Raw genomic sequence first — 26,281 nt, 5'->3', positions numbered from 1 at the left:
CGGCTGCCGGCGCCGGTGCCGGTGCCGGTGCCGGTGCCTGCGCTTCGGCTGCCGGGCTGCTGGTGGCGGCCGCCGATACCGAGGCTGAGTCGGGCGCAGGGACGGCGGACGTGGAGACGCCAGACGTCAGACCGTCAGGCTCGGAACGGCTAGGCACAGGGGCGTCGGACGTGGAGACATCAGACGGACCGTCAGGCTCGGAAGGGCTAAGTACAGGGGCCTCGGACGTCGGCAGGTCTGACGTGGGAGCGCCCGGCCCGGAGTCCTCGGTCCTCAGGTCCTCGGCGTTCGAGTCCTCGGACTTAGGGGTGGGGTCTGCAGGGATTTGGGTGGGGGTGGGGTTGTCGGCGGGCCAGCCGATTCCTTGGGTGGGTCGGGGTTGTCCGGTGCTTTTCTCAGGCCATCCGAGGGCGCGACTCACGTACCCGATCACCTCCCGCGTCTCCGCTGCTGCGATCCCCGCGCAGCACGTCCGGCCACAATACTCACGACTGTCGTCGGCTGGGCCAGTTCATCGACACCTAGTTGGTGGACGTGCCATTCTTCGGCGCCGAGGGCCTCCAGTTCTGCTTCGGAGGCAGCTAGTTCCTCTTCCGCAGAAGCGCCTTTCATTGCCAGCATCAGGCCACCCTCGGCAGTCAGCGGCAAGCACCAGCCGGCCAGCTTGCCGAGTGGAGCGACCGCGCGCGACGCCACCACGTCGTACGGCGCCTGGCCGCGGGCGGCACCTTCAGCGCCAGACCGGGTGCCGGGGATCAGATCTTCAGCACGAGCGCGGACGACGACGGCGTTGGTGCAGCCGAGCAGCTCCACCGCCTCTTCCAGGAACGTGGTGCGCCGGAGCAGCGGCTCGACGAGCGACACCTGGAGATCAGGACGAACAAGGGCGAGCACGATCCCCGGCAGGCCCGCGCCGGTGCCGATGTCGGCGACCGTGGACTCCTCGGGGATCAAGCGCTCCAGCACCGCACAGTTCAGCAGGTGCCGATCCCAGAGCTTCGGCACCTCGCGCGGACCGATCAGTCCGCGCAGGGTTCCTTCGGTCGCCAGCAGCTCGGCGTACGCCGCAAGCCGCTCCGCCGCTCGTGGGTACAGCTTCTCCACGAGCGGCGGTGTTTCACGTGAAACGTCGTCCGTCACGAGCAGGACACGGCGATCACGCGGGCTGGACGACGACCCGGCGACGCGGCTCCTCGCCCTCGGACTCGCTGGTCAGGCCGGCGGCGGCCACGACGTCATGGACGACCTTGCGCTCGAACGGCGTCATCGGGGCGAGCTTGACCGCCTCGCCCGAGGCCTTCACCTCGTCGACGGCCTTGCGTCCGACCTCTTCCAGTTCGGTCTTCCGGTTGGCCCGGTAGTTCGACACGTCCAGCATCAGCCGCGAACGCTCACCGGTCTCCCGGTAGACGGCCAGCCGGGTCAGCTCCTGGAGCGCCTCGAGCACCTTGCCGTTCTCGCCGACCAGATTGCTCAGGTCTGCGCCGACGATCGAGACCGCCGCGCGGTCGCCGTCGATGTCCATATCGATGTCGCCATCGAGATCCGCGATGTCCAGCAGCTCTTCCAGGTAGTCGGCCGCGATGTCGCTCTCGGCCTCCAGTGCCTTCAGGCGGTCAGCCGCCTGGTCTGCCGGCGCGGACTTCTCCGCCGCCTCGGTGTTCTGTATGCCGTCGCTCACGGCCACTCCTTCACGTTTCGAGATCCGCCCCACGGGGACCCAGGTCGTACACAGCAGAGAAAACGGGGTGCCGGGTCAGCCGGCCGTCCGGACGGCGAACGTCAGGAACGGCCGCCGGAGCCTCCACCTGGCTTCTTCTGCGCGGCTTTCTTCTGGGCGGCTTGGCGAGCGGCGCGTGACTTCGCGGCCGGCTGTCGCTTCGCTCCCGAGGTCTGTCCGGACGTCTGCTTGGCCGCGGCCTTCTTGACCGGCTGCTGGCCGTTGCTCGACGCCTTCGGCGTGTCCTGCACCTTCGGCGTGTCCTGCACCGAGGACTCATTGGCCGCCGGGGCGACGGTCTTCCGGGTGCTCCGCGACTGACGCTTCGGCTGCTGCCGGTTCGCCGGACGACGGTCGGTCGCGACCGAGCCGTCCTCCGCGGCGCCACCGAGGCCTTCGTCGGCCGGCCGGCCCGCCTTCAGGTTGTGCTCGCGCTTGCGAGCCTCCATCGCGTCGAACGCCGGCGTGCCAGGAGCAGGGTTGCGGCGGATCACGTAGAACTGCTGGCCCATCGTCCACAGGTTCGAGACGAACCAGTAGATCAGCACACCGATCGGGAAGTTGAAGCCACCGATCAGGAAGAAGACCGGGAAGACGTAGAGCATGATCTTCTGCATCTGCGCCGCCTGGCCCTCGAGGGCCTCCTTCGGCATGTTCTTGCGCATCAGCTGCAGCTGGGTGGTGAACATCGTCGCGGTCATCAGGATGATCAGCACGATGGCGACCACCTTGACGTTGCCGGCGCCGTCGCCGTTCGCCTTCAGGAAGGTCTGCGAGATCTCCGCGCCGAAGATCTTCGCGTGCTGCAGCGAGTTGACGTGATCCTTCATGATCTCGCTGTGCCACTTGCCCTTCGACGCGTAGTCGAGGACCCGGAACAGCGCCAGGAAGATCGGCGACTGCAGCAGCAGCGGAAGGCACGAGGAGAACGGGTTGGTCCCGGTCTCCTTGTACAGCTTCATCATTTCCTGACCGAGCTTCTCCCGGTCGTGGCCGTACTTCTTCTGCAGCTCCTTCATCTTCGGCTGCAGCAGCTGCATGTTCCGGCTGGAGCGGATCTGCCGCACGAACAGCGGGATCAGCAGCGTCCGGATGACGATGGTCAGGCCGGCGATGGACAACGCCCAGGCCCAGCCGCTGTCCGGATCGAACACCTGTGACAGCAGCCAGTGCCATCCCACCAGCAGCGCCGACACCGCCCAGTACAGGGGCGTCATCACGGCGTTGAAAATGTCTACGATCCCGTCCCACAACGCGAGTTCGGGGATGGCCAGAAGAGTCACTCAAGCACCTCGCTGCACAGGCCCACCGTCGGTAGACGGCTCGGGCTGGTTGGCGGAGACTGCATCTCCGCGCTGGTCGACATCTGTGGGTGGAACGGGGTCGTAGCCGCCGGGGTTCCACGGGTGGCAGCGGGCGAGTCTCCTCGCCGCCAGCCAGCTACCGCGCACCGCGCCGTGGCGTTCGACCGCTTCCAGGGCGTAAGCAGAACAACTGGGGTAGAACCGGCACACCTGCCCGTACATCGGGCTGACGAACTTCCGGTACAACTTCAGGAAACCGATGATCCCGTACTTGACGGGCGCGATCTTCATCGCAGGACCCGGGACAACGCGGCCTGCACGTCGGCCGTCAGCTCCTCGAACGACGAAGAGCCCGACGGCGGCAGCGCCCGGACAACGGTCAGGCTGCCGGCCGGCAGGCCGGGGAGCTGCGCCGCCATCACAGCGCGCAGACGGCGGTGGACGCGGTTCCGCAGAACCGCATTGCCCACCGCCTTGTTCACCACGAATCCGATACGAGCAGGCTCGGTCGCCGGATCGGTCCCTGGCAACAGATGGACCACCACGGCACGCCGACCGGCGCGGCGTCCGGTACGGACGGCGCGACGGAAGTCGTCGGACCGGCGTAACCGGTTCGACGCGGGTAACACGAGGTGGTCACCGTCGCCAGCTCAACGGCGTCAGGCCGCGAGGCGCTGGCGACCCTTCGCACGACGCGTTGCGAGGATGGCGCGACCCGCACGGGTGCGCATCCGAAGACGGAAGCCGTGCTTCTTGTGCCGACGCCGGTTGTTCGGCTGGAACGTCCGCTTGCTCACTGGAATGACTCCGGTTACTCGAGATCACATTTGTCGACAAATCCACTGATAGATCTGTCCCTGGTGCAGGTCCTGGCCCACCGCTCGAGAGACACCCGTAGAAGAACGGTCCCGGAGGGAGCGCAGCACGAAACGGCCGGTTCAATACCGACTGATCCACGGTACGTGGCGGCCTGTGGACAGGTCAAACCAGCCGTCCCCATAGTTTTCCACAGGCCTGTGGATGGAACGGCCTGTCAGAGGCCGGTCACAGCCAGGTCACCACCACTACCGACGGCGACAGTTCGGCCCGACCTCAAACACGACTACGCTCCGGCGTCTACCCGACACGCCGCAAGTTGCCCCCAATTTACGCCCCATAGCCTGTGGATGACGGCTTGAAGCGGCATGGGCGGACTTGTTAGCGTCAGCCCCTCACACCAGAGGTCCCACACCCCGAGACCGGTAACCAACAGGCTCCGCGCTTCGTTCACAACTGTGGACAACGATGTGGACAATGAGGAAAACCGGCTGAGGAGAAAGCAACTGCTACGTGCGGCCGACCGGCGGCACGGGTGGGGTGCCGGGTCGAATGGTCGCGTTGTACCGGGGACCAGCCCGGGAGCGGCGGCCACCGCAGCGAAGGATTCGGGGAGCAACGCGTGGTCGAGGACCAGTCCGCCAGTGCGGAAAGCAAGGCGGAAGTGAATGATCTGGACGTTGCCTGGACCAGGGTCCTCGCCGGACTGCCACCCAACCAGCGCGCCTGGCTGACGAATTCGCGGCCGGTGACGCTGCACGAAAGCACCGCGATCGTCGCCGTACCGGACGATTTCACCCGGGGGCAGCTGGAGACCAGGCTGCGGCCCGACCTGGAGCGCATCCTCACCGAGAGCTTCGGCCGCGACATCCGGATCGCCGTCACGGTGGACCCGTCGCTCGATCCCGAGCTTCGCGAGCCGGCGCCGGCGCCGCAGCCCGTCGTACGGGAGCAAGCTCCGGTCTATCAGTCGCCGATCAACCAGCCGCCGAACCGGCCGCTGACCCAGCCGTTCGGTCAGCCCGTCGAGCAGCCGTACGAGCAGCCGATGCAGCAGCCGTACGAGCAACCACAGCAACAACCGGCGCAGCACCCGATGCACCAACCGCTCCAGCACCAGCAGGCTGAGCAGCCGGCCGCGGCCCCCGCGCTGCAGGAGCCGACGCATCGTCCACAGCAACCTGAACCGATCCAGCAGATCCAGCAGCCGCCCCCACCGCTTTCGGTCGCGCCGCCGCCGAACGGTTCGGCCCAGTTCCAGCCGCCGACCGACTCGCAAGGTGAGGCACGGCTCAACCCGAAGTACACGTTCGAGACCTTCGTCATCGGTAGCTCGAACCGGTTCGCCCACGCGGCTGCTGTCGCCGTGGCCGAGGCGCCGGGCAAGGCGTACAACCCGCAGCTCATCTACGGGGACTCCGGGCTGGGGAAAACGCACCTTCTGCATGCGATCGGGCACTACGTCCGCAGTCTCTACACCGGCGCCCGCGTCAGGTACGTCTCCAGCGAAGAGTTCACCAACGACTTCATCAACGCGATCCGCGACGACAAGGCGGCCCAGTTCCAGCGCCGCTACCGCGACGTCGACGTGCTGCTGATCGACGACATCCAGTTCCTGGAAGGCAAGATCCAGACCCAGGAAGAGTTCTTCCACACGTTCAACACGCTGCACAACGCGAACAAGCAGATCGTGATCAGCTCCGACCGGGCGCCCAAGCGGCTCGAGGCGCTGGAGGATCGGCTGCGGAACAGGTTCGAGTGGGGCCTGATCACCGACATCCAGCCGCCCGACCTCGAGACCCGGATCGCGATCCTGCGCAAGAAGGCCGCCACCGAGCGGCTGACCGCGCCGCCGGAGGTGCTCGAGTTCATCGCGAGCAAGGTGCAGACGAACATCCGTGAGCTCGAGGGCGCGCTGATCCGGGTGACCGCGTTCGCCAGCCTCAACCGGCAGCCGGTCGATCTGTCGCTGGCCGAGATCGTGCTCAAGGACCTGATCCCCGAAGGCAGCAAGCCCGAGGTGACGGCCAGCATGATCATGGGCCAGACCGCCTCGTACTTCGGATTGTCGATCGACGACCTGTGTGGTTCGAGCCGCAGCCGCGTGCTCGTGACGGCCCGGCAGATCGCAATGTACCTGTGCCGCGAACTGACCGATCTGTCCCTGCCGAAGATCGGTCAGCAGTTCGGCGGCCGCGACCACACCACCGTCATGCACGCCGAGCGGAAGATCCGCCAGCTGATGTCGGAACGGCGCAGCGTCTTCAACCAGGTGACCGAGTTGACCAACCGGATCAAGCACCAGGCCAAGCAGCAATGAGGTGCCGTGTGACCGGGTCGAAAAGCGTGTACGCCGAGCGCTACGACGCGGTCACACGAACCACACAGGCTGGGGACAGAGCTGTGGATAACTGTGGGTATCTCGGTGGACACAGGCCACTTCGCTGTGGATTGGCTGTGTGGAGAGAATCCGTCGTACCCAGGCATCCACGGATCGCCCCCAATCCGTCCACAGCCCGCCCACAGGGCAAAACCGGGTCTGACCTGCGAACTCGTCGCTTTTCCACAAGATCCACAGGTGCGAAGAACCCTATGGAATCCCTAATGAGGCTCCAGACCGAAAAAGTTTCTGGCCGGCCTTCCTGGGGAAAACTCCGATTTCGCCCCTGCCAGAGCGCCGACGAGACAGGCCTGTCAGGCTGTCCCCACGAGCACCTGGATGCTCTTGACGCGACCCGCCCGAACCGCCACGTCAAGCCCGGTTGGCGCACATCACATCTGTCCGTGGCAGGATCTGCCTGGCACACAGCCGAAACAGGAGGCACCCAGCGGTGAAGTTTCGCGTCGAGCGCGACGTACTGGCCGAGTCGGTGGCCTGGGCGGCGCGCAGTTTGCCCAGTCGTCCGAGCGTTCCGATCCTTGCCGGACTGTTGGTCGAGGCCGAGGAAGGCCAGATCACTCTGTCCGGCTTCGACTACGAGACCTCCGTCCGGGTGACCGTTCCCGCTCAGGTGGCCGATGCCGGCAAGTGCCTGATCTCCGGCCGGCTGGTCGCCGACATCTCGAAGAGTCTCCCGAACCAGCCCGTGGACGTCTCGGTGGACGGCGCCAAGGCGCAAGTCACCTGCGGCACCTCGCGGTTCACGCTCCAAACGCTTCCCACAGAGGAATATCCGGCTCTGCCGGATCTTCCGGCCGCCTCCGGTACCGTCCGCAGCGACGTTTTCGCTCAGGCGGTCGCGCAGGTCGTCACCGCGGCCGGTCGTGAGGACACCTTGCCGGTGCTCACCGGCGTACGGGTCGAGATCGAGGGGTCAACCATCTCGTTGCTGGCCACCGACCGGTACCGGTTGGCGATCCGCGAGCTCGAATGGAACCCGCAGAGCCCAGATGCCTCTGCTGCAGCCCTTATCCCGGCCCGCGTCCTTTCGGAAACCGCGAAGGCGATGACCGGAACCGACATCATCGTCTCCCTGGCAGCGCCGGGCAGCGGCGAAGGCATCGTCGGCTTCGAGGGCGAGGTCTCCGGCGGCAACCGGCGGGCGACCACCCGGTTGCTCGACGGCGAGTTCCCGAAGGTGCGCGGCATCATCCCGACCGACGCGGCGATCGCGACCCGGGTCCGGATCGACACCGCGACCCTGGTCGAGGCCGTCAAGCGAGTCGCCCTGGTGGCTGAGCGCAACGCACCGGTCCGGCTGACGTTCTCCGACGACACCGTGACGCTGGACGCCGGCAGCGGCGACGAGGCGCAGGCGTCGGAGTCGATCGAGGCGCGCGTGGTTGGCGAGCCGGTTACCGTGGGATTCAACCCGACGTACCTGCTCGACGGTCTGAACGCGATCGGCACCCCGGTCGCGCACCTGGCCTTCACGCAGGCGACGAAGCCGGCCGAACTGACCGGCGTGAAGGATTTCGACGGCGACCCGATCAGCGAGTTCCGGTACGTGCTGATGCCGGTTCGCCTGAACAGCTGATCAGCGCAACGCCAACAGAACAAGGGGATTCACGATGGAGCTCGGCCTTGTCGGTCTCGGCAAGATGGGCGGCAACATGCGCGAGCGGATTCGCGGCGCAGGCCTGACCGTCGTCGGTTTCGATCACAACCAAGCCATCTCCGATGCGACAGATCTGGCCGACATGGTCGGCAAGCTGACCGCGACCGACCAGCCGAAGATCGTCTGGGTGATGGTGCCGGTCCAGGCCATCGACCCGGTGCTGACCGAGCTGGCCGAACTGCTCTCCGAAGGCGACATCGTGATCGACGGCGGCAACAGCCGCTGGACCGATGACATCCGGCGCGCCGAACTGCTGTCCCACAAGGGCATCAAGTTCGTCGACTGCGGAGTGTCCGGTGGCGTCTGGGGTCTGGAGAACGGCTACGCGCTGATGTGCGGTGGCGACACCGACACGGTCACCACGCTGATGCCGATCTTCACCGCCCTCAAGCCCGAGGGCGAGTTCGGTTTCGTGCACGCCGGCAAGGTCGGCGCCGGCCACTTCGCCAAGATGGTCCACAACGGCATCGAGTACGCGATCATGCAGGCGTACGCCGAGGGGTTCGAGCTGCTCGAGGCCGCGGAGATCGTCGAGAACGTGCCCGAGGCGTTCGACTCCTGGCGTGAGGGCACGGTGATCCGGTCCTGGCTGCTCGACCTGATGGTCAACGCGCTCAAGGAAGACACCCACCTGGACAAGATCCGCGGTTACGCCGACGATTCGGGCGAAGGCCGCTGGACCGTCGAGGCCGCGATCGACCACGCCGTACCGGTGCCGGCGATCGCCGCGTCACTGTTCGCGCGGTTCGCGTCCCGCCAGGAGGACTCCCCCGCGATGAAGGCGATCGCCGCGATGCGCAACCAGTTCGGTGGCCACGCGGTCAAGGGCGCGGCGGCCGACCCGTCGTACGCCACCCCGCCGATCCAGCACTGAGCACGTGATCCGGGTCGCCGACATGATCGGTGACCCGGATCTGTTGTCTTAGGAACCGCCCAGCAGAGGAATTCAGGTGTTTGTCACCGCGCTCGGACTGCTCGACTTCCGGTCGTACCAGCAGGCGGAGGTCCAGCTCCAGGCGGGCGTGACCGCTTTCGTCGGTCCGAACGGCCAGGGCAAGACCAACCTGGTGGAGGCCATCCACTACACCGCGACCCTCGGTTCGCACCGGGTCGCCAGCGACGCGCCCCTGGTCCGGGCCGGCGCTCCGCGCGCGATCGTGCGGACCGAGATCCGTTCCGATCACGAACGCGATCTGATCGTCGAGCTGGAAATCAATCCTGGGAGGGCAAATCGGGCCCGGGTGAACCGTTCGCCGGTCCCCCGGCCGCGCGAAGTGCTCGGATTGCTCCGTACGGTGCTTTTTGCGCCCGAAGATCTCGCGCTGGTGAAGGGCGATCCGTCCGAGCGCCGCCATTTCCTGGACGAGTTGCTCACCCTGCGGTCACCCCGGTTCGCCGGCGTCCGGCAGGACTACGACCGGATCCTCAAGCAGCGGAACTCGTTGCTGAAGAGTGCCGCGGTGGCCAGACGCCAGAATCGTTCCGGTGGCGCGATCGAGGGCCAGTTGCGCACTCTCGATGTGTGGGATTCGCATCTGGTCACCACCGGATCGGAGCTCCTGGCGGCGCGGCTCGATCTGCTGGAATCCCTTCGCCCGTTGGTTTCCGGGTCGTACGACGCTGTTGCCCGGGGCAAGGGTGATGCGCGGCTGGAGTACAAGTCGTCGGTGCCGTTGGAGCCCGGCGTGGCGAGTCGGGAGCAGCTCGCCGAGGTGTTGCAGAACGCGGTACAGGACCGGCGTACCGATGAGCTCGAACGGGGTGTCTCGCTGGTCGGTCCGCATCGCGACGACGTCGTACTCGGGCTCGGGGACTTGCCTGCGAAGGGGTATGCGAGTCACGGTGAGTCCTGGTCGTTCGCGCTCGCGTTGCGGCTGGCGTCGTACGAGTTGCTGAGGTCGGACGGGGGTGAGCCGGTGCTGATTCTGGACGACGTGTTCGCCGAGCTCGACACGAGCCGGCGCGACCGGCTGGCCGAACTCGTCGCGCCCGCGGAGCAGGTTCTCGTCACGGCGGCTGTCGGCGCGGATGTACCGGCGGAGCTGCAGGGTGCCCGGTTCGAGGTCGGCGGGGGCTCGGTCCGTCGTGTCTGAAGGCCAGAATTCCTCTGAGAGCGGCTTCGAGAGCGAGGCCGTCGAGGAGCCTGAGCACGACAAACGCGGCCTGGAGCTGGCGAAAGCGCTCGCCAGCCGGCTCAAAGGGGCTGGCCCGATCCAGCCTGTCAAGAAGACTCGCCGGCGCCGCCCGACCGGCAACCAGGTCAGCGGCTCCCGTCCCGACGACCGCGACCCGCAGTCGCTCACCAACACCCTCGGCCGGCTGATGCGCGACCAGGGCTGGGAGGTCGACGTCGCCGTGCACGGCGTGATGGCTCGCTGGCCGTCCATCGTCGGCCCGGAGATGGCCTCGCACTGCCAGCCGGAGAGCTACACGGACACCGAGCTCACGGTCCGTACCGACTCCACCGCATGGGCCACTCAGGTCCGCCTACTCGCCCCTGATCTGGTACGCCGCCTCAACGCCGAGCTAGGCGATGGCACCGTCACCCGGGTCAAGGTCGAAGGCCCCAACGCCCCCAGCTGGCGCAAGGGCCCGCGCACTGTCCGTGGCGGCCGCGGACCGCGCGATACCTATGGCTGATCGGCTGCTGTAGAGACCCAGCCGATCACCTAGGATCGGCGCGATGCGCACGATCGTTGACGGTTTTCGAGAGCTGATCCACCTGGTCGGAGACACCTTCCGGTTGTGGTGGCGCAACCTGTTGCCGTTGACGACCTGGTTCCTGGCCGGGTACGTCGGGTTTCGGGCGTCGATCCAGGCCTCGATCTGGCTGGACGAGCATCAGCACTCGAGTCTCGCAGTCGGGTTGTTTGCGACGGGTGTGCTGATTCAGATCGCTGCCACGGTGGGGATGATCCGGACCTGCGCGACCTCGCTCTACCGCTGGCGAGATGCCGCCAGCAACAAGGCGGAGGAGACCTCGGACCCGACCCAGCAAGGGCTGATGGAGCTGTTGGCCATCACCTTGTTGCCACTCGTCGCGGTCTGGTCGGCCTGGGGATTCCTGGACGACCGGCTCAAGGCGCTGTCGGTCAGCAATCTGGTCCAGCGTGGCATGGGGTCCGGCGCGGGCTTCTTCGATGTACACAACGGCGCCTGGCATTCCTTCGTGCCGGCCATCGTGATCCTGCTCGTCCTCCGCCGGGTGCTGGAGGCAGTTGGCAATCGCTGGCCGAGCCGGCCGCTCAGCTTCGCCCAGATCTGGGCCGAGGCGTTCTTCGTACTGCTCACCGTCGTGGTCACGCCGTACGCCGTCGGCGACTTCAAGGACTGGATCGCCAATCGAGACTTCTGGTACTTCGCCAGCGGCTGGTGGGACGGACTGAAGGACTTCTTCGCCGGGATCCACATCCCGATCCCAGCCGGCATCGAGTTCCTCTGGGGCTTCTTCTGGGACAGCCTCTGGCCGCTGTTCAAGTCCGGTGTGGCCGAGCCGCTGACCTGGCTGGCGATCACCACCGTCGTCTTCGGACATCGGGTGCTGACCAGCAGCGGAGTGTTCCGCGGGACCAGGATCGAGCGTCGCTTCGGCAGCCAGCTGGCCGCCGCGGACGATGCGCCGAAGCCGAATCGCCTGGTGGCGCTCACCAACCAAGCGCCGAACCTGCTGCTGGGTGGACTGCGGGAGAAGTTCTATCCGACGCTGACCGCCTTCCGCCTGCTGGTCCGGGTCGGACCGGTCTTCCTCGGGGTCGTCTGCACGGTCTACACCTTGTGGCTGCTCGCCGACGACTGGGCGTTCGCCGGTGTCATCCGGTTGATCGGTGTGCACGGCTCCGACTGGGGCCTGATGAACAACGAGATCGCTCAAGCCGTCACCGACGTGGTCTTCGAGACGCTGCGAATCGCCCTGCTGGCGGCGGCCTTCGACCTCTGCATCTCGGTCAGCGCCGAGCGTCGCAGCGAGGCCACGGCCGCCGCAGAAGAGCCCGCCGAAGCAGAGCCCGCCAAAGCCTGACGGACGACGGATCAGCGGGTCAGCAGGACCCGGCGGAAGTCGGTCCGGGTCTCGACCTGGATTCCACTCAGATGCGGCACGGCCGACCTCGGTACGACGAAGACCTGCGCGAGCTGACCCGCCTTGTTCCGCGCGAATGGGTGGTCGTCGTCGCTGCACCTGGTCGGCAGGGCGAACCCGAAGGCGTCCTGGCTCGGCCACACGTTGCCCCGGTCGTCACGCAGCACGGAGGTACAGGAGAAGCCACTGGCGCCCAGCTTCACACCGTCCAGCGGTGTGATCGCGACCATGGCGACGATGATCACCGAGCCGGCCGGCTGGTCGAGGGAGATCGTCTTCATCTCCTCGTTGACCAGTTGGGTGTACTCCTCCAGCGACTCCAACTTCCATTGCACCCGGTCGATCGTGACCGGTCCCTGCTGGACCACCTCGGTCACCGTGCCGCTCTTGTAGACCTTCTCGGTGTCGCCGAGATAGGTCCGCAGGAGCAGGAGCGCGCTGGTCGCGGCGAGCGCGAGTAGCAGCGAGATCTGCACGGTCAGCCGGACGGCACGTTGCGACGACTTCATGAGGCGACCCGCTTCACGCTCTTGGGAATCAGGTACTCCGGCGCCGCCGCGTCGATCAGCCGCTGAGCGACCTGCTCGTCGGGGATGCCGAGATCGATCTCGACGTCCTGTGCCAGCACGTTGAAGAGCTGGGTCGTCTTCACCTGCAAGGCCAACCCGGTGACATCGGCCGGATTCACCTCGAAGACGACCGCGCCGACCACACCGAAACCAGGGTCGGCGAAGTCGAGCTGGGTGCCGTACGTTCCCGAGATCGGCCGGTAGACAGTGCCCTTGTCCGTGGTCAATTTGAGGTCTCGGCCAGGGGTCGGCGCGGTGCCCTGCACAGTGTCGTACTCGAGCGCGACGAAGATTCCGTTGGACTCGATCGCCTTCTCACCGCTGCTGTCGTCGGGCAGATACGCCCGCGCGAACTTCAGCCGGTCCACGGAGACGGACGATCCGCCGAACGGCACCGCCTGTCCGATACCGCCGTGCTTGACCACCCGGCTGCTGTCGTCGAACACGTGCTCCGGATCGGCCAGCCGGGTCAGACCACCGAGCAGGACGAACAGGATGCCGACGAGCACGGTGGCCGGCCGATACAGCTTCATTCGGTCTCCGTCGTGATCTTCGTCGGTACCCGGACGACGGCCTGTGCTGTCGGCGCTCCCCAGTACTTGGCGGCCGACGCCCCCTGCAACTCGTCGGCCGTCCCGAAGTTCTCGGCCAGAACGCCGATCTCGATCTTGTCGGTGCTGTACCTGGGTGAGACCTCGAACTTCGCGACGCACTTCTCGGCCGGCAGCCCGTAGACCAGGACGTAACCGATGACGTCCTTGCAGCCGATGTTCGTGGGCTTGATCGGATCCTTGCCGGGAAGGACCCAGCGCAACAGGTCCTCCTGCGGGAACGAGACGCTGGTGTGCGTCTCCTCGTCGATGTTCTTGATCTGCAGCTCGACCTCGAGCCGGGCCTTGGCGGGCTCGTACTGCGTCTTAGGTGTCCTGATGATGGTGGCGCCGGTGAACCCCACCTCGAACCGGCCGGCCTTCAAGGTGGTCGGTGCGTCGAGGGTGTCGACGCTGCGGCCCTTGTGTTCCTTCCAGCCGCCGGTGAAGAAGATGACGACGGCCAGGACCAGGACCAGACCGACGGCGATCAGCCATTTCCGGCGGTGCCGGTGGATCACCCGGTCGGCGATCATGGCGTCGATGACGTCGTCGAGACTTTCCACGGCAGCGATCTTAGGGGGCGGTGGGGCCGGTGGTCGCCGGGTCAGCAGGTCTCGGTTCCCAGACAGTCAGGGGCGATCCGGTCAGAAGCCACTGAGCGCCGTGAGCGCTTTCGGAGCCCCCTCCCCGCGTGGGGGGACATGGCGAGGAGTCCGAAAAGACGCCCTGTCCACAGTTTTAGCCGTCCGGTGGCAGGTTCTGCTTCGGTCGACGGGTAAGATGGAGCTGTTGAGAAAGCCACCCCACCGATGAGCACCGGAGGGGCGGCTTCTACTGTGCATCGATGCCCCGCGCACGCGGGGTCCGAGGAGGACAACAGCCGGTGACCGACGAGCCGACCGAGATCGACGAAACAACGTCCGCCGAGAGCACCGGTATCGAAGAAGCACCCCTCACAGCGATCACCCGAAGTGCGGTCGAGCGTGAGTACGACGCGAGCGCGATCCAGGTCCTCGAAGGACTGGACGCCGTGCGTAAGCGCCCGGGTATGTACATCGGTTCCACCGGTGAGCGGGGCCTGCACCACCTAGTCTACGAGGTCGTCGACAACGCCGTGGACGAGGCGCTGGCCGGCTTCTGCGACAAGATCGTGGTCACCCTGCTCCCCGACGGCGGCGTCCGCGTGGTCGACAACGGCCGTGGCATCCCGGTCGACATCGTCGAGTCCGAGGGCAAGCCGGCCGTCACGGTCGTGCTGACCGTGCTGCACGCCGGCGGCAAGTTCGGCGGCGGCGGGTACAAGGTCTCCGGTGGTCTGCACGGCGTCGGTGTCTCGGTCGTCAACGCGCTGTCCAGCCGGCTGCGGGTCGACGTCCGCAAGAACGGCAAGACCTATATGCAGTCCTTCACCATCGGCGTACCGGACGAGGACCTGAAGGAGATCGGCCCCTCGACCGACGACGGCACCACGATCACCTTCTGGCCGAGCCCGGACGTCTTCGAGACGACGGTCTACTCGTACGAGACGCTGGCCACCCGCTTCCGCGAGTACGCCTTCCTGAACAAGGGCCTCGAACTCGTCATCCGCGACGAGCGTCCGGACCACACCGAGGACGGCAACCCGACCGAGCAGTCCTTCAAGTACGACGACGGTCTGGTCGACTACGTGAAGTACCTGACCGGCATCCGGGAGACCGTGCACCGCGACGTGATCGCGTTCGAGGCGGCCACCGGCGAGGACTCGCTCAGCCTCGAGGTCGCGATGCAGTGGAGCGGCTCGTTCCAGGAGTCCGTGCACACCTTCGCGAACGCGATCAACACGCACGAGGGCGGCACCCACGAAGAGGGCTTCCGGGCCGCGCTCACCTCACTGGTCAACTCGTTCGGCGAGGACCAGGGCATGATCAAGAAGAAGGAGGACAGGCTCACCGGCGACGACATCCGGGAGGGCCTGACCGCGATCATCTCGGTCAAGCTGGCGGAGCCGCAGTTCGAGGGCCAGACCAAGACCAAGCTCGGCAACACCGAGGTCAAGGGTTTCGTCCAGCGGGTCGTGAACGACCGGCTGGGCGCGTGGTTCGAGCAGAACCCGCAAGAAGGCAAGGAGATCATCCGCAAGGCCACCGCGGCCGCGAGTGCCCGGATCGCCGCCCGCAAGGCGCGCGACCTGGCCCGCAACCGCAAGGGCCTGCTGGGTGGCGGCGGCCTGCCGGGCAAGTTGTCCGACTGCCAGTCGACCAACCCGGAGGAGTGCGAGGTCTACATCGTCGAGGGTGACTCGGCCGGTGGCTCCGCGAAGGGCGGCCGCGATCCGAAGTACCAGGCGATCCTGCCGATCCGGGGCAAGATCCTGAACGTCGAGAAGGCGCGGATCGACCGGGTCCTGCAGAACAACGAGGTCCTCGCGATCATCTCGGCGCTCGGCACCGGGATCCACGAGGACTTCGACGAGGAGAAGCTCCGGTACCACAAGATCGTGATCATGGCCGACGCCGACGTCGACGGCCAGCACATCCGGACGCTGCTGCTCACCTTGCTGTTCCGGTTCATGCGGCCGCTGATCGAGCGGGGTCACGTGTACGCCGCGCAGCCGCCGCTCTACAAGATCCGCTGGAGCGGCCAGCCGCACGAGCTGGCCTACACCGAGCGGGAGAAGGACGGCCTGCTGGAGGCCGGTATCGAGGCCGGCAAGAAGCTGCCGAAGGACAACGCGATCCAGCGCTACAAGGGTCTGGGCGAGATGAACGCGCAGGAGCTGTGGGAGACCACGATGGACCCGGCCAACCGGGTGCTGCTGCAGATCACCCTGGACGACGCCGCCCGCGCCGACGAGACCTTCGCGACGCTGATGGGCGACGACATCGAGGCCCGCCGCAACTTCATCCAGCGCAACGCCAAGGACGTCCGGTTCCTTGACATCTGAGGGCTGCCCGGGCCGTGCCCGGGCACTCCTCGCGCAGCGCCGACCTCACCGACGTACTGACACGAACGGGACGAGCACCAGATGACCGAGACCCCCATTTCTCCGGGACACGACCGGATCGAGCCCCTCGATCTGCAGACGGAGATGCAGCAGTCGTACCTGGACTACGCGATGGCCGTCATCGTCGGCCGGGCGCTGCCCGAGGTCCGCGACGGCCTCAAGCCGGTGCACCGCCGGATCCTCTACGCGATGTACGACGGCGGCTACCGCCCCGACCGCGGCTTCTCCAAGTGCTCCCGCGTCGTCGGTGACGTGATGGGTCAGTACCACCCGCACGGCGACTCGGCGATCTACGACACCCTGGTCCGGCTGGCGCAGCCGTGGGTGATGCGGGCGCCGATGATCCAGGGCCAGGGCAACTTCGGTTCACCGGGTAACGACCCGGCCGCCGCCATGCGGTACACGGAGTGCCGGCTGGCCCCGCTGGCGATGGAGATGGTGCGTGACATCGACCAGGAGACGGTCGACTTCCGCCCCAACTACGACGGCCGCTCGCAGGAGCCGGTGATCCTGCCCAGCCGCTTCCCGAACCTGCTGGTGAACGGCTCGGCCGGTATCGCCGTCGGTATGGCGACGATGATCCCGCCGCACAACCTGCGCGAGGTCGCCGCCGCGGCCCAGTGGTGCCTGGAGCACCCGGAGGCCACCCAGGAAGAGGTCCTGGCGGCGTGCATGGAGAACATCAAGGGCCCGGACTTCCCGAACGGCGCCCTGATCGTCGGCTACAAGGGCATCGACGACGCCTACCGCACCGGCCGTGGCTCGGTCACGATGCGCGCGGTCGTGGACGTCGAGGAGGACGCCAAGGGCCGGACCAGCCTGGTGGTCAGCCAGCTGCCGTACATGGTCAACCCGGACAACCTGGCGCAGAAGATCGCCGAGCTGGTCAACACCGGCAAGATGACCGGCATCGCCGACATCCGCGACGACACTTCGTCGCGGACCGGCCAGCGCCTGGTGATCGTGCTGAAGCGTGACGCCCAGCCGCGGGTCGTACTGAACAACCTCTACAAGCACACGCAGCTGCAGGACACCTTCGGCTGCAACATGCTCGCGCTGGTCGACGGCGTGCCGCGCACGCTCAGCCTGGACCTGTTCATCACGCACTGGATCGACCACCAGATCGAGGTCATCCAGCGCAGGACCCGGTACCGCCTGCGCGAGGCCGAGAAGCAGGCGCACATCTACCGCGGACTGGTGAAGGCGCTCGACGCGCTGGACGAGGTCATCGCGCTGATCCGCCGTAGCCCGGACGTCGACGACGCCCGCACCGGCTTGATGTCGCTGCTGGAGATCGACGAGATCCAGGCCCAGGCGATCCTGGACATGCAGCTGCGCCGGCTGGCCGCCCTGGAGCGGCAGAAGATCGTCGACCGGCTGAACGAGCTCGAGGTCGTCATCGCCGACCTCGAGGACATCCTGGCCGACCCGGTCCGGCAGCGGCACATCGTCCGCGACGAGCTGGCCGAGATCGTCGAGCGGTACGGCGACGAGCGGCGGACCGAGATCATCGCGGCCGACGGCGACCTGTCCGTGCAGGACCTGGTACCGGACGAGGAGGTCGTCGTCACGATCACCCGTGGCGGGTACGCGAAGCGCACCAAGACCGATCTGTACCGCACCCAGAACCGCGGCGGTAAGGGCGTCCGGGGCGCGACGATGCGGGCCGAGGACGAGATCGGCCACTTCTTCGCCACCACCAACCACCACTGGATGCTGTTCTTCACCACCAAGGGCCGGGTCTACCGGGCCAAGGTGTGGCAGCTGCCCGAGTCCGCGCGCGACGCCAAGGGCTCGCACGTGGCCGGCCTGCTGTCGTTCCAGCCGGACGAGGAGATCGCCCAGGTCCTGACGCTGCGCGACTACGAGCAAGAGCCGTACCTGCTGCTCGCCACCAAGCGCGGCCTGGTCAAGAAGACGGCGCTGACCGACTACGACTCGGCCCGGCAGAGCGGCATCATCGCGGTCAACTTCCGCGACGAGGACGACGAGCTGATCGGCGCTGAGCTGGCGTCGGCCGAGGACGACCTGATGCTGGTCTCCAAGAAGGGCCAGTCGATCCGCTTCACCGCGAACGACGAGCAGCTGCGGCCGATGGGCCGGGCCACCTCGGGTGTGACCGGGATGAAGTTCCGCGACGGCGACGAGTTGCTGTCGATGGCGGTCATCCGGGCCGGCTCGGAGGAGGACACCCAGTTCGTCTTCACGGTGACCGATGCGGGTTACGCCAAGCGTTCGCGGGTATCGGAGTACCGACAGCAGGGTCGCGGCGGTCTGGGCATCAAGGCGGTGAAGTTGAACGACGAGCGTGGTTCGCTGGTGGGTGCGCTGATCGTCGTCGACAGCGACCAGGTGCTGGCGATCAAGAACAGCGGCCAGGTCGTGCGCAGCCGGGTGGACAGTGTTCCGGTCAAGGGCCGCGACACGATGGGCGTGAAGTTCGCCGGCGTCGGCGAGTCCGACGCGGTGGTCGCGATCGCGCGTAACACCGACCTCACGGTCAGTGACGACGAGGCAGCGGACGTCGAAGGCAGCGAAGAAGTTGCCCAGGATGTGGACGGTTCGACAACCGAAACCCCCTCCGAGAGCGTCAGCACTGATGACCAGCATTCGACGGACGTCGACGGCGCGGCTACGGTCGAAGACGACGAAGCCGGCCAGGAGGGTACCTGATGACCAACCGCGCGAGGCCGACCTGGCCTGATGGAGCGGACAGCCCCAATCCCCAGCGACCGCAGAACGGCGCCGGGAAGGGACAGTCCACCCCACCTGCCACTCCGGCCTCCAACGGTCGTAGCAGTTCGAACGGCAACGGCCAGACCAGATCCGGTACTGCGAACGGCCAGCGGCCCGGCGATGCGCGTCAGCCGCGTCCGGGCGGGCCGGCGGCGACCCCCTCGAGCGCAGGCTCGACCGGTACGCCGTCACGGCCGCCGCAGCAGCCACCGGTGAGGCCGGCCGCAACGCCGGCGAGCGCGGGGACAGCTGGGAGTGCGCGGCCGGGTGCCGTGTCGGGTCGGCCGGCGGCTACGCCGTTCCCGGCCAACCCGAGTACGCCTGGACGGCCGGAGCCGCGGCTGCCGAGTGGTGGCAAGGTGGGTGATGGGGGCGTATCGGCGTACGGGCAGACCGGGAAGCTGGCGACGCCCACGCATACTCCGACGGAGAGCTTCAGCGACAAGCTGAACGCGGCCAAGCAGGCAGTGCTCGGCCGGGCCAGCGCGCTGAAGGACTCCGCGACCTCGGTGACCTCTGGGGCGCTGGGGACGCAGACCGCGGAGCCGAAGGCGAAGATCGAGCAGCGCGAGGACTTCACGCCGGCCGTCGAGGCCGCGCCGAAGCCCTCGGGCCGGCCGCAGACCCGGAAGGCGCGGCTGCGGCTGACCCGCCTCGACCCGTGGTCGGTGATGAAGACCGCGTTCCTGCTCTCGATCGCGTTCGGCATCGTCACCTGGGTGGCCGTCTTCATCATCTGGTCGGCGATCGGCGCGGCCGGTGTGTTCGACAACATCAACAACACGGTCCGCGAGGTCCTGGGCAACCAGGAAGGCGCCGATCCGTTCCAGATCGAGGACTACATCAACACCGGCAAGGTGATGGGTTTCACCACCCTGCTGGCCTGCGCCGATGTGCTGATCATCACGGCGCTGGCGACCCTCGGATCGTTCCTCTACAACATCGCGGCCACCCTGCTGGGCGGCCTCGAGGTGACGCTCGCGTCGGAGGACTGAGACCTGACTTCTGGATTCGGCCGGGTGCTGATCGCGCTCGGCCGAATCCAATTTGGGAGCCAGGCATCCGGTGCGGTAATCTCTCCCAGGTTCGTAACCCGCAGTTCGCGGGCCTATAGCTCAGTTGGTTAGAGCGCTGCCCTGATAAGGCAGAGGTCACAGGTTCAAATCCTGTTAGGCCCACCCTGATCGACATCGATCCAAGGAGAATCCCCGGTGCTGAAGAAGATTCTGGTGGTACTACTGGCCAGCGTCGGTGGATACTTCGTCTACAAGAAGACCCAGCAGGCCCGCGCCGAGCAGGACCTCTGGGCCGAGGCCGTCGACCCGGTCACCCCGGGCCGCTGATTCTCACCCCCACGGGGGCGTAGCTCAACTGGCAGAGCACTGCCTTTGCAAGGCAGGGGTTAGGGGTTCGAGTCCCCTCGTCTCCACCCCAAGCCGGTTCCTCACGGAACCGGCTTTCTGCTTGTCTGCGAGCTTTTAGGAGCCGCGCAGCACGCGGGTAGCTGCGGGTAGTTCTCGGCCCAGGGTCAGGCGATTCCAGCGGAGTGGGTATGCATCCGGGTGAGTCTTGCCTTGGGTGGGAGGGGCTTGGGTTGTGAGGGTTATCGCCAGGAGGACTATCGGTAGTTGGCCGGCTAGGAAGAGGCAGGCGCCGGCGATGAACCTTGGAGTGCTGGCGTCGGTTGCTTGGTTGTAGAGGGTCCAGGTGATGCCGGCGACCATGGCTGCGAAGGCGACTACGTAGGTTGCGGCGAAGACTCTTCCCTTGCGTCCTGCGGGCCAGTTCATGGCGGGACAGTAGTCCTCTTCGAGGATCAGAGGGCGGCGGCCTTGCGGAGGAGTACTGAGCGTTCTTGGGGGTTGGGGCAGAGGTGGGCGGCTAGTTCTAGTTCGGTGCGGGCTTCGGAGTGGCGGCCTAGGCGGGTTAGTAGTTCGCCTCGGACGGTGGGGAGGAGGTGGGAGCCGGGGAGGCGGTTCGAAGCCGCCAGTGCGTCGACCATGGGGAGGGCGACAGCTGGGCCTGAGGCCATGGCTACGGCTACGGCTCGGTTGAGGTCGACGATCGGGGAAGGGGCGACACGGCCCAGGGCCTCGTAGAGGAGGACTATTCGGTCCCAGTCGGTGGCTTCTACCGAGGGGGCGGAGGCGTGGGTGGCGGCGATGGCGGCTTGCAGGCCATAGGGGCCGAGACCGCGGGGTGATGCCTTGGCGAGGGCGGCCAGGCCTCGGCGTACGGCGGAGAGGTCCCAGCGTCTGCGGTCCTGGTCCTCGAGGAGGATAGGGGAACCGTCGTCGGCGGTTCGGGCTGGGAAGCGGGCGGCAGTTAGTTCGCAGAGGGCTAGCAGGCCGTGTACTTCCGGCTCGTCAGGTTGTAGGGCGGCCAGGGTGCGGGCCAGGCGGATTGCCTCGTACGCGACGTCGCGGCGAACCAATTGATCGCCGGACGTGGCCGTCGAGCCTTCGGTGAAGATCAGGTAGATGGCGCTGAGGACGCCACCCAACCGTTCGCGGCGCTCATCGGCGGGCGGCAACTCGAAGGGCACGCCGGCCGCGGCGATCGTCTTCTTCGCCCTGGTGATCCGGGCTTGCACAGTAGGGACCGAGACGAGGAAGGCGCGGGCGATCTGCTCGGTGGTCAGGCCGCCGACCACCCGGAGGGTCAACGCCACGCGAGCTTCTGGCGAAAGTACCGGATGGCAGCTGATGAACATCAGCGACAGGATGTCGTCGTCGATCCGGTCGGGGTCGATCTCTTCGTCGATTACCGGGTCGGGCACCAGTTGGGCGTAGCGGTCCTTGAGGGCGGCCCGGCGGCGGATCGCGTCGATCGCCCGGCGCCGGGCCGTGGCCATCAGCCAGCCGGCCGGACTGGCCGGCGGGTTCAGCGGCCACAACATCAGCGCCTCGGCCACCGCCTCCTGGGCGGCATCCTCGGCCAGCCCGAAATCGCCGGTGAACCGGGTCAGCGCGGCAACGATCCGCGCCGACTCGATCCGCCAGACGGCCCCGACCTCGGCAGGATCCATCAGTTCCGGTCGCTGCCGGCGTCGACGGACTCCTCGAGGCCCGGGGGCAGCTCGTCGTCCCCGGCCACTCGCCGGACCTCGATCTTGCTGCCGGTGGCCGCCGGCACCCGCCTGGCCCACTCGACCGCTTCCTCCTTCGAGGCGACATCGAGCAGGAAATAGCCGCCGAACAGCTCCTTGGTCTCGCCGTACGGCCCGTCCGTGACCACTGGGGTCTCGCCGCTGAAGTCGACCACGACGCTCTCTTCCGGAACGTCGAGCCCTTCGGCCGCGAGCAGTACGCCGGCCTTCTCCAGGTCCTCGATGAACTGGCGAGTCGTCGTCATCAGCTCTTCGATGTCGGCCATCATGGCCGCGTTCGACTCGTCGGTACCCCGCATGATCAGCATGTACTTCGACATCGTCTGCTCCCTGTCCAGCGGGGCCGCCTCTCGGCCCTCGCACCCCCAGGTCGAACGGCCGACCCAGCGATCGACACCGGCCCGAAGAAATCTTCTCAGCCGATGCGCCTGTACGGGCCGGCTAAGGCAGGTGGGGGGTGGTTGTGCGGAGGCGGGCGGCGTCTTGGCCTGGTGGGGTGCCGAAGAGGCGGCGGTATTCGCGGTTGAACTGGGAGGGGCTGTCGTAGCCGACCAGGTGGCCGATGCCGGCGATGTCGCTGGGGTGGGAGGCGAGCAGTGAGCGGGCTTCCTGGAGGCGGATGCGCTTCTGGAACTGGAGCGGGCTCAGCGCGGTGATGGCGCGGAAGTGGCGATGGAAGGCGGCTGGGCTCATGCCGGCCAGGCTGGCCAGATCGGCGATGCGCATGGGTTCGGCGTAGTTGTCGCGGATCCAGCGGATGGCCCTGCTGATGTGGGTGAGGCTGCTGTCGGCCAGGCCGATCTGGCGGATCACGTCGGCGTACGGGCCCGTGAGTAGGCGCCAGAGGATCTCGCGCTCGATCATCGGGGCCAGGACCGGGATGTCGGCCGGGGAGTCGAGGAGGCGGAGCAGGCGGGCCGCTGCGTCGAGGAGCTCCGGGGAGGCGGGGCCTGTGGCCATGGCGGGGCCGCTGGGCGTAGTACGGGGTCTTGCTGACTCCAGGAGGAGTGGGGCGATGGTGGCAGGGCGTAGTACCAGGCCGAGGCCTAGTGAGGGCTGCTCTGGTGAGGCCTCGATGAAGTGGCCGGTGACGGGGAGGTCGGCGGTGACGATGAGGACGTCGCCCGCGCGGTACTCGTAGACCTTGTCGCCCAGCAGGAGCTGCTTGGCGCCCTGGGCCATCACGACCAGGAGCGGTTCGGTGAGCGAGTACTCCGGGTCCGACGACTCCATCCTGGCCAGCAGCAGCCCGTCGATCGGGGTGCGCAGGTCCGCCCTCGTATGCGCGCTGATGAGATCACGGATCTCGGCGAGGAGCAGGTCTGGATCGGTCACGATCCCATCAAAGCACCCGAAAGCCCGATCCAGACGCCATTGATCGGAATAGGCAACAGCCAGCGAGGAACGGTCTACCGTCGGCCGGGTCCTGAAAGCTTCGATAGAGAGGTCACCTTCGGAGCAACTAGGAGCATGATCATGCAACTCGACCACTATGTAACCCTCGGCCGTTCGGGCCTCCGCGTCAGCCCGTTCGCCCTCGGCGCGATGACGTTCGGCGAGGATCCGGGCGGCGCCGGCACCACCGTCGAGGAGTCCGAGAAGATCCTCGCGACCTACCTCGACCTCGGCGGCAACTTCGTCGACACGGCGAACTTCTACACCAACGGCCACTCGGAGAAGATCCTCGGCGACTACTTCGCCGCCCAGCCGGGTCGCCGCGAGCACGTCGTACTGGCCTCGAAGTTCTTCGGCAACATGTTCCCCGGCGACCCGAACGGCGGCGGCGCCGGCCGGACGTCGATCCGCGCGCAGCTCGACCAGACGCTGCGCCGCCTGCAGACCGACTACCTGGACGTGTACTACCTGCACAACTGGGATCGCCACACCCCGATCGAGGAGACGCTGAGCACGCTCGACGACCTCGTCCGGGCCGGCAAGATCCGCTACATCGGCTTCTCCAACACGCCTGCCTGGTTCACCGCCCAGGCACAGACGACGGCTCTGCTCAAGAACTGGACGCCGTTGATCGTGCTCCAAGTCGAGTACTCGCTGCTGGCCCGCACGGTCGAGGGCGAGGTCGCGCCGTTCGCGCTCGACCAGGGCATCGCGCTGACCCCGTACAGCCCGCTGAGCCACGGCTTCCTCTCCGGCAAGTACCGCCGTGGTACCGAGGTCACCGACTCGGCCCGTACTGCGTACGTCGGCAGCCCCACCGAAGCCCAGTACGTCGTCATCGATGCCGTCGCCGAGATCGCCGACGAACTCGGAACCACCTCGGCAGCCGTCGCGCTGGCCTGGTTGCGTGCCCGCCAAGGCACCGTCGTACCGATCATCGGAGCGCGCCGCGTCGAGCACCTGGAGAACAACCTCGCCGCCCTCGCAGTGACCTTGACCCCCGAACAGCTGAACACCCTGGACGATCTCTCCGCCCCGACTCTCAACTACCCCGCGCCGATGCACGGAGCGCCGCGCGCGATGCTCCAGTTCGCCGGCGCGACGGTCGACGGGGTGCAGTCAACGGTCTATCCGCCACTCCTGCAGAGCGACGTCCGCTACTGAGTCTCAGCCGAGAAGACCTGGAAGCCACGGCTCTTGTAGTTGCCGAGCGCGTGGGCGTGATCGTCGGAGGAGGTCTGCAGCCAGACCCGCTTGGTCGGCCGCCCGAGCTGCCACGCCAGCTCCGTCGCCCGGGTCAGGAACGCGGCCCCGAGCCCTCTCCCCTGGTACGCCGGAACGAGCCCGAACACCACGATGCCGACCTCGCCGTCGACGCTGACCTCCAACTCCAGGAGGCCCGCCGTCTCCCCCTGCACCCGGGCAAGCCAGCTCCGGATCGCGGGGTGGGACAGCTCGGCGCTCCACTCGTCATCGCTCCACTCCAGCCGCCCATGCGCCTTCAAGGGCTCCCAGATCCGCACATAGGTCGACCGAACGACGGCCGCCTCGTCAGGCCCCACTTCGATCAACTCGACGGACACGTCCGACCGCTCCCCCGGAACGAGTTGATCGGGGGACGTCATCTCCAGCCGGGTGATGATTTCGGTGCCTCCGAGCGCTGGATCGATGTGGAGTTGAAGTGTGGAGGCGCAACAGGTGTGGGGCAAGAGGTAAGCGGCCCGGCAACGCGACCACCAGCCGGAGTCGGCGCGTTGCCGGGTGCGCGAATCAGCCGTCGGAGAGGTCGACCGAGATGTCGGGCGGAGTGACGATCGAATTGTGAACCGTGCACTTGCGTGCGACGGCCAGCAGCGCGTCGCGCCGAGAGGGCGGAAGGTCCGTGGCCAGCCGGATGGTGAGGCTGATGCGGTCGACCCGGGCGGGCTTGGTCGCGAGCCGGAAGGATGCGTCGACGGCCAGGCCGGTGGTATCGAGCTGGTGCCGGTGCAGATAGCGGCGGGCGTAGAAGGCGACGCATGTGGCCAGCGACGCGACGAAGAGCTCGGTCGGCGTCGGGGCGGTGTCCTCGCCGCCGGCGCCGACTGGTTGGTCGACCGACAGCACGTGGTCCCGGACATGGATCTCGAATCTGTCGCCGGTTCGGTGGTGGACCTTGAGTACGGACGGGGCGTCGTCCGTCGCGACCGCGGTGCCGTGCCGGCGTCGTAGCCAGCGGAGGTGCTCGTGGTCGCCGAGCAGGTCGAGGCGACGCCACAGGATGCCTGTCGGCACGGCTTGGGACGCGTAGGCAAGGCTCGCCATGCGCTGCCGGTGCCGGTCGACGCGAATCACCAGATCTATCTCGGCGGGTTCGTGTCCGGTGAAGCCGATACCGAACTCCTCATTGAGGTGCTGGGCCACCGTGCTGGGCACCGTCCATCCGAGGACAGGTAGATCGGCATGCCGTGCGGCGGCCAGCGCGGCGGCGGTGGCGGCCACGTGGTCGGGATGTCCGCTGACGCCGGACGGGTCGAAGACGACCAGGCCATCCGCTGGTGACGCCTCGAGCCGGGCGAGTACGTCGCCTGCCAGCGTCATCATCTCCACCCCGCCCAGCCCGCCGTCGGGATGGTCGAGCAGTTCCGCCGAGTCGACCCCGAGAGCTTTGGCCGCGAGCTGCAGTTCGGCAGTCCGCAGTGCACGGAGGTCTCCCGATGCGCCCAGTTTCGGGGCCGTGCCGTGGGTCAGGCACAGGACGGAGACCCGGGCGCCGGCGCGGCCGAAGCCGTCGAGGATCGCGCCCAGTCCGAACGCCTCGTCATCGGGATGGGCGACCACCGCCAGCACGGAGGACCACCCAGGCAACGTGCCGGCCCGGTGAACGGCCGTTTCGACATCAGTCATCGTCTACCTCCACAGTCTCGGCAACTCGCCACCG

The 26,281-nt window shown here is 67.2% G+C and carries 25 protein-coding genes, 2 tRNA genes and 1 pseudogene; 13 read left to right on the top strand and 15 right to left on the bottom strand.

Annotated features, from left to right (window positions below; translation table 11 throughout):
- Window positions 1-429 precede the first annotated feature (429 nt).
- From rsmG to rpmH, 6 genes and pseudogenes are all read right to left on the bottom strand, one after another.
- Window positions 430-1,104 carry a 16S rRNA (guanine(527)-N(7))-methyltransferase RsmG gene (rsmG, locus tag ABD116_RS11705; RefSeq protein WP_343967956.1) on the bottom strand — a complete coding sequence of 225 codons (675 nt, stop codon included), beginning with the start codon at window positions 1,102-1,104 and terminating at the stop codon, window positions 430-432.
- A 52-nt stretch (window positions 1,105-1,156) separates the two neighbouring features.
- A complete protein-coding gene (locus ABD116_RS11700; protein ID WP_343967953.1) occupies window positions 1,157-1,681 on the bottom strand; it encodes a Jag family protein in 525 nt (174 codons plus the stop codon).
- A 338-nt stretch (window positions 1,682-2,019) separates the two neighbouring features.
- A pseudogene (yidC, locus tag ABD116_RS11695) lies at window positions 2,020-2,937 on the bottom strand (membrane protein insertase YidC); the annotation flags it as partial.
- 66 nt (window positions 2,938-3,003) lie between these two features.
- Window positions 3,004-3,315, bottom strand: coding sequence for a membrane protein insertion efficiency factor YidD (gene yidD / locus ABD116_RS11690; protein ID WP_328331490.1), 312 nt, complete (start codon window positions 3,313-3,315; stop codon window positions 3,004-3,006).
- The gene (rnpA, locus tag ABD116_RS11685; protein WP_343967950.1) at window positions 3,312-3,653 is read right to left on the bottom strand and encodes a ribonuclease P protein component; all 342 of its coding nucleotides are present in this window, start codon (window positions 3,651-3,653) and stop codon (window positions 3,312-3,314) included. Before rnpA ends, yidD begins: the two co-directional genes overlap by 4 nt.
- Before the next feature lie 30 nt (window positions 3,654-3,683).
- Complete coding sequence (rpmH, locus tag ABD116_RS11680) at window positions 3,684-3,821, bottom strand: 50S ribosomal protein L34 (protein WP_083933330.1); 138 nt, start codon at window positions 3,819-3,821, stop codon at window positions 3,684-3,686.
- Window positions 3,822-4,375: 554 nt separating this feature from the next.
- Between rpmH and dnaA the strand changes: the two genes are divergently transcribed.
- The 6 genes from dnaA (at window position 4,376) to ABD116_RS11650 (ending at window position 11,916) form a co-directional block, all read left to right on the top strand.
- Window positions 4,376-6,160, top strand: coding sequence for a chromosomal replication initiator protein DnaA (gene dnaA / locus ABD116_RS11675; protein ID WP_425552083.1), 1,785 nt, complete (start codon window positions 4,376-4,378; stop codon window positions 6,158-6,160).
- A 511-nt stretch (window positions 6,161-6,671) separates the two neighbouring features.
- On the top strand, window positions 6,672-7,817 hold the full coding sequence (gene dnaN / locus ABD116_RS11670; protein WP_343967948.1) for a DNA polymerase III subunit beta: 1,146 nt from the start codon (window positions 6,672-6,674) through the stop codon (window positions 7,815-7,817).
- Window positions 7,818-7,851: 34 nt separating this feature from the next.
- Window positions 7,852-8,772 carry a phosphogluconate dehydrogenase (NAD(+)-dependent, decarboxylating) gene (gene gnd, locus ABD116_RS11665; protein ID WP_343967946.1) on the top strand — a complete coding sequence of 307 codons (921 nt, stop codon included), beginning with the start codon at window positions 7,852-7,854 and terminating at the stop codon, window positions 8,770-8,772.
- A gap of 76 nt (window positions 8,773-8,848) precedes the next feature.
- Window positions 8,849-9,991: a DNA replication/repair protein RecF gene (gene recF / locus ABD116_RS11660; RefSeq protein WP_343967944.1), complete on the top strand. Its 1,143-nt coding sequence runs from the start codon at window positions 8,849-8,851 to the stop codon at window positions 9,989-9,991.
- Window positions 9,984-10,538: a DciA family protein gene (locus tag ABD116_RS11655; RefSeq protein WP_343967942.1), complete on the top strand. Its 555-nt coding sequence runs from the start codon at window positions 9,984-9,986 to the stop codon at window positions 10,536-10,538. The genes recF and ABD116_RS11655 overlap by 8 nt, the downstream gene beginning before the upstream one ends.
- 43 nt (window positions 10,539-10,581) lie before the next feature.
- Window positions 10,582-11,916, top strand: coding sequence for a hypothetical protein (locus tag ABD116_RS11650; RefSeq protein ID WP_343967940.1), 1,335 nt, complete (start codon window positions 10,582-10,584; stop codon window positions 11,914-11,916).
- An 11-nt stretch (window positions 11,917-11,927) separates the two neighbouring features.
- Here ABD116_RS11650 and ABD116_RS11645 read toward each other — a convergent pair whose 3' ends face one another.
- The 3 genes from ABD116_RS11645 to ABD116_RS11635 are packed head-to-tail and all read right to left on the bottom strand — an operon-like array spanning window position 11,928 to window position 13,701.
- A complete protein-coding gene (locus ABD116_RS11645) occupies window positions 11,928-12,485 on the bottom strand; it encodes a hypothetical protein (RefSeq protein ID WP_343967938.1) in 558 nt (185 codons plus the stop codon).
- A complete protein-coding gene (locus ABD116_RS11640; RefSeq protein ID WP_343967937.1) occupies window positions 12,482-13,078 on the bottom strand; it encodes a hypothetical protein in 597 nt (198 codons plus the stop codon). Before ABD116_RS11640 ends, ABD116_RS11645 begins: the two co-directional genes overlap by 4 nt.
- Complete coding sequence (locus tag ABD116_RS11635) at window positions 13,075-13,701, bottom strand: hypothetical protein (protein ID WP_343967935.1); 627 nt, start codon at window positions 13,699-13,701, stop codon at window positions 13,075-13,077. The genes ABD116_RS11640 and ABD116_RS11635 overlap by 4 nt, the downstream gene beginning before the upstream one ends.
- A gap of 281 nt (window positions 13,702-13,982) precedes the next feature.
- On the opposite strand from ABD116_RS11635, the gene gyrB reads away from it, so the two are divergent.
- The 6 genes from gyrB to ABD116_RS11605 all read left to right on the top strand — a co-directional run bounded on the left by gyrB (window position 13,983) and on the right by ABD116_RS11605 (window position 20,286).
- Entirely contained in the window at window positions 13,983-16,061 is a 2,079-nt protein-coding gene (gene gyrB / locus ABD116_RS11630; protein ID WP_425552082.1) for a DNA topoisomerase (ATP-hydrolyzing) subunit B, read from the top strand.
- An 81-nt stretch (window positions 16,062-16,142) separates the two neighbouring features.
- The gene (gene gyrA, locus ABD116_RS11625) at window positions 16,143-18,794 is read left to right on the top strand and encodes a DNA gyrase subunit A (RefSeq protein ID WP_343967930.1); all 2,652 of its coding nucleotides are present in this window, start codon (window positions 16,143-16,145) and stop codon (window positions 18,792-18,794) included.
- Window positions 18,794-19,852 carry a DUF3566 domain-containing protein gene (locus ABD116_RS11620; RefSeq protein ID WP_343967928.1) on the top strand — a complete coding sequence of 353 codons (1,059 nt, stop codon included), beginning with the start codon at window positions 18,794-18,796 and terminating at the stop codon, window positions 19,850-19,852. Before gyrA ends, ABD116_RS11620 begins: the two co-directional genes overlap by 1 nt.
- Before the next feature lie 109 nt (window positions 19,853-19,961).
- Window positions 19,962-20,035, top strand: a tRNA-Ile gene (locus ABD116_RS11615).
- A gap of 33 nt (window positions 20,036-20,068) precedes the next feature.
- Complete coding sequence (locus ABD116_RS11610; protein ID WP_425552081.1) at window positions 20,069-20,200, top strand: DLW-39 family protein; 132 nt, start codon at window positions 20,069-20,071, stop codon at window positions 20,198-20,200.
- A 13-nt stretch (window positions 20,201-20,213) separates the two neighbouring features.
- Window positions 20,214-20,286: transfer RNA gene (locus ABD116_RS11605), tRNA-Ala, on the top strand.
- Window positions 20,287-20,335: 49 nt separating this feature from the next.
- Here ABD116_RS11605 and ABD116_RS11600 read toward each other — a convergent pair.
- The 4 genes from ABD116_RS11600 to ABD116_RS11585 all read right to left on the bottom strand — a co-directional run bounded on the left by ABD116_RS11600 (window position 20,336) and on the right by ABD116_RS11585 (window position 23,301).
- Window positions 20,336-20,647, bottom strand: coding sequence for a hypothetical protein (locus ABD116_RS11600; RefSeq protein ID WP_343967926.1), 312 nt, complete (start codon window positions 20,645-20,647; stop codon window positions 20,336-20,338).
- Window positions 20,648-20,673: 26 nt separating this feature from the next.
- The gene (locus ABD116_RS11595) at window positions 20,674-21,885 is read right to left on the bottom strand and encodes an RNA polymerase sigma factor (protein ID WP_343967924.1); all 1,212 of its coding nucleotides are present in this window, start codon (window positions 21,883-21,885) and stop codon (window positions 20,674-20,676) included.
- Entirely contained in the window at window positions 21,885-22,286 is a 402-nt protein-coding gene (locus ABD116_RS11590; protein ID WP_343967922.1) for a YciI family protein, read from the bottom strand. The genes ABD116_RS11595 and ABD116_RS11590 overlap by 1 nt, the downstream gene beginning before the upstream one ends.
- Window positions 22,287-22,407: 121 nt before the next feature.
- Window positions 22,408-23,301, bottom strand: a complete 894-nt coding sequence (locus ABD116_RS11585) for an AraC family transcriptional regulator (RefSeq protein ID WP_343967920.1) — start codon at window positions 23,299-23,301, stop codon at window positions 22,408-22,410.
- A 141-nt stretch (window positions 23,302-23,442) separates the two neighbouring features.
- Between ABD116_RS11585 and ABD116_RS11580 the strand changes: the two genes are divergently transcribed.
- Window positions 23,443-24,525: an aldo/keto reductase gene (locus ABD116_RS11580; protein ID WP_343967919.1), complete on the top strand. Its 1,083-nt coding sequence runs from the start codon at window positions 23,443-23,445 to the stop codon at window positions 24,523-24,525.
- On the opposite strand, the gene ABD116_RS11575 is transcribed toward ABD116_RS11580, so the two are convergent.
- A complete protein-coding gene (locus ABD116_RS11575; RefSeq protein WP_343967917.1) occupies window positions 24,519-24,986 on the bottom strand; it encodes a GNAT family N-acetyltransferase in 468 nt (155 codons plus the stop codon). The two genes, ABD116_RS11580 and ABD116_RS11575, sit on opposite strands and share 7 nt — an antisense overlap.
- A 145-nt stretch (window positions 24,987-25,131) precedes the next feature.
- Entirely contained in the window at window positions 25,132-26,247 is a 1,116-nt protein-coding gene (locus tag ABD116_RS11570) for a PIG-L family deacetylase (protein WP_343967915.1), read from the bottom strand.
- Window positions 26,248-26,281: the final 34 nt, after the last annotated feature.

This window comes from Kribbella koreensis, assembly GCF_039525325.1.
GTDB lineage: Bacteria > Actinomycetota > Actinomycetes > Propionibacteriales > Kribbellaceae > Kribbella > Kribbella koreensis.
This window is presented reverse-complemented; position numbering and strand designations above follow the sequence as displayed.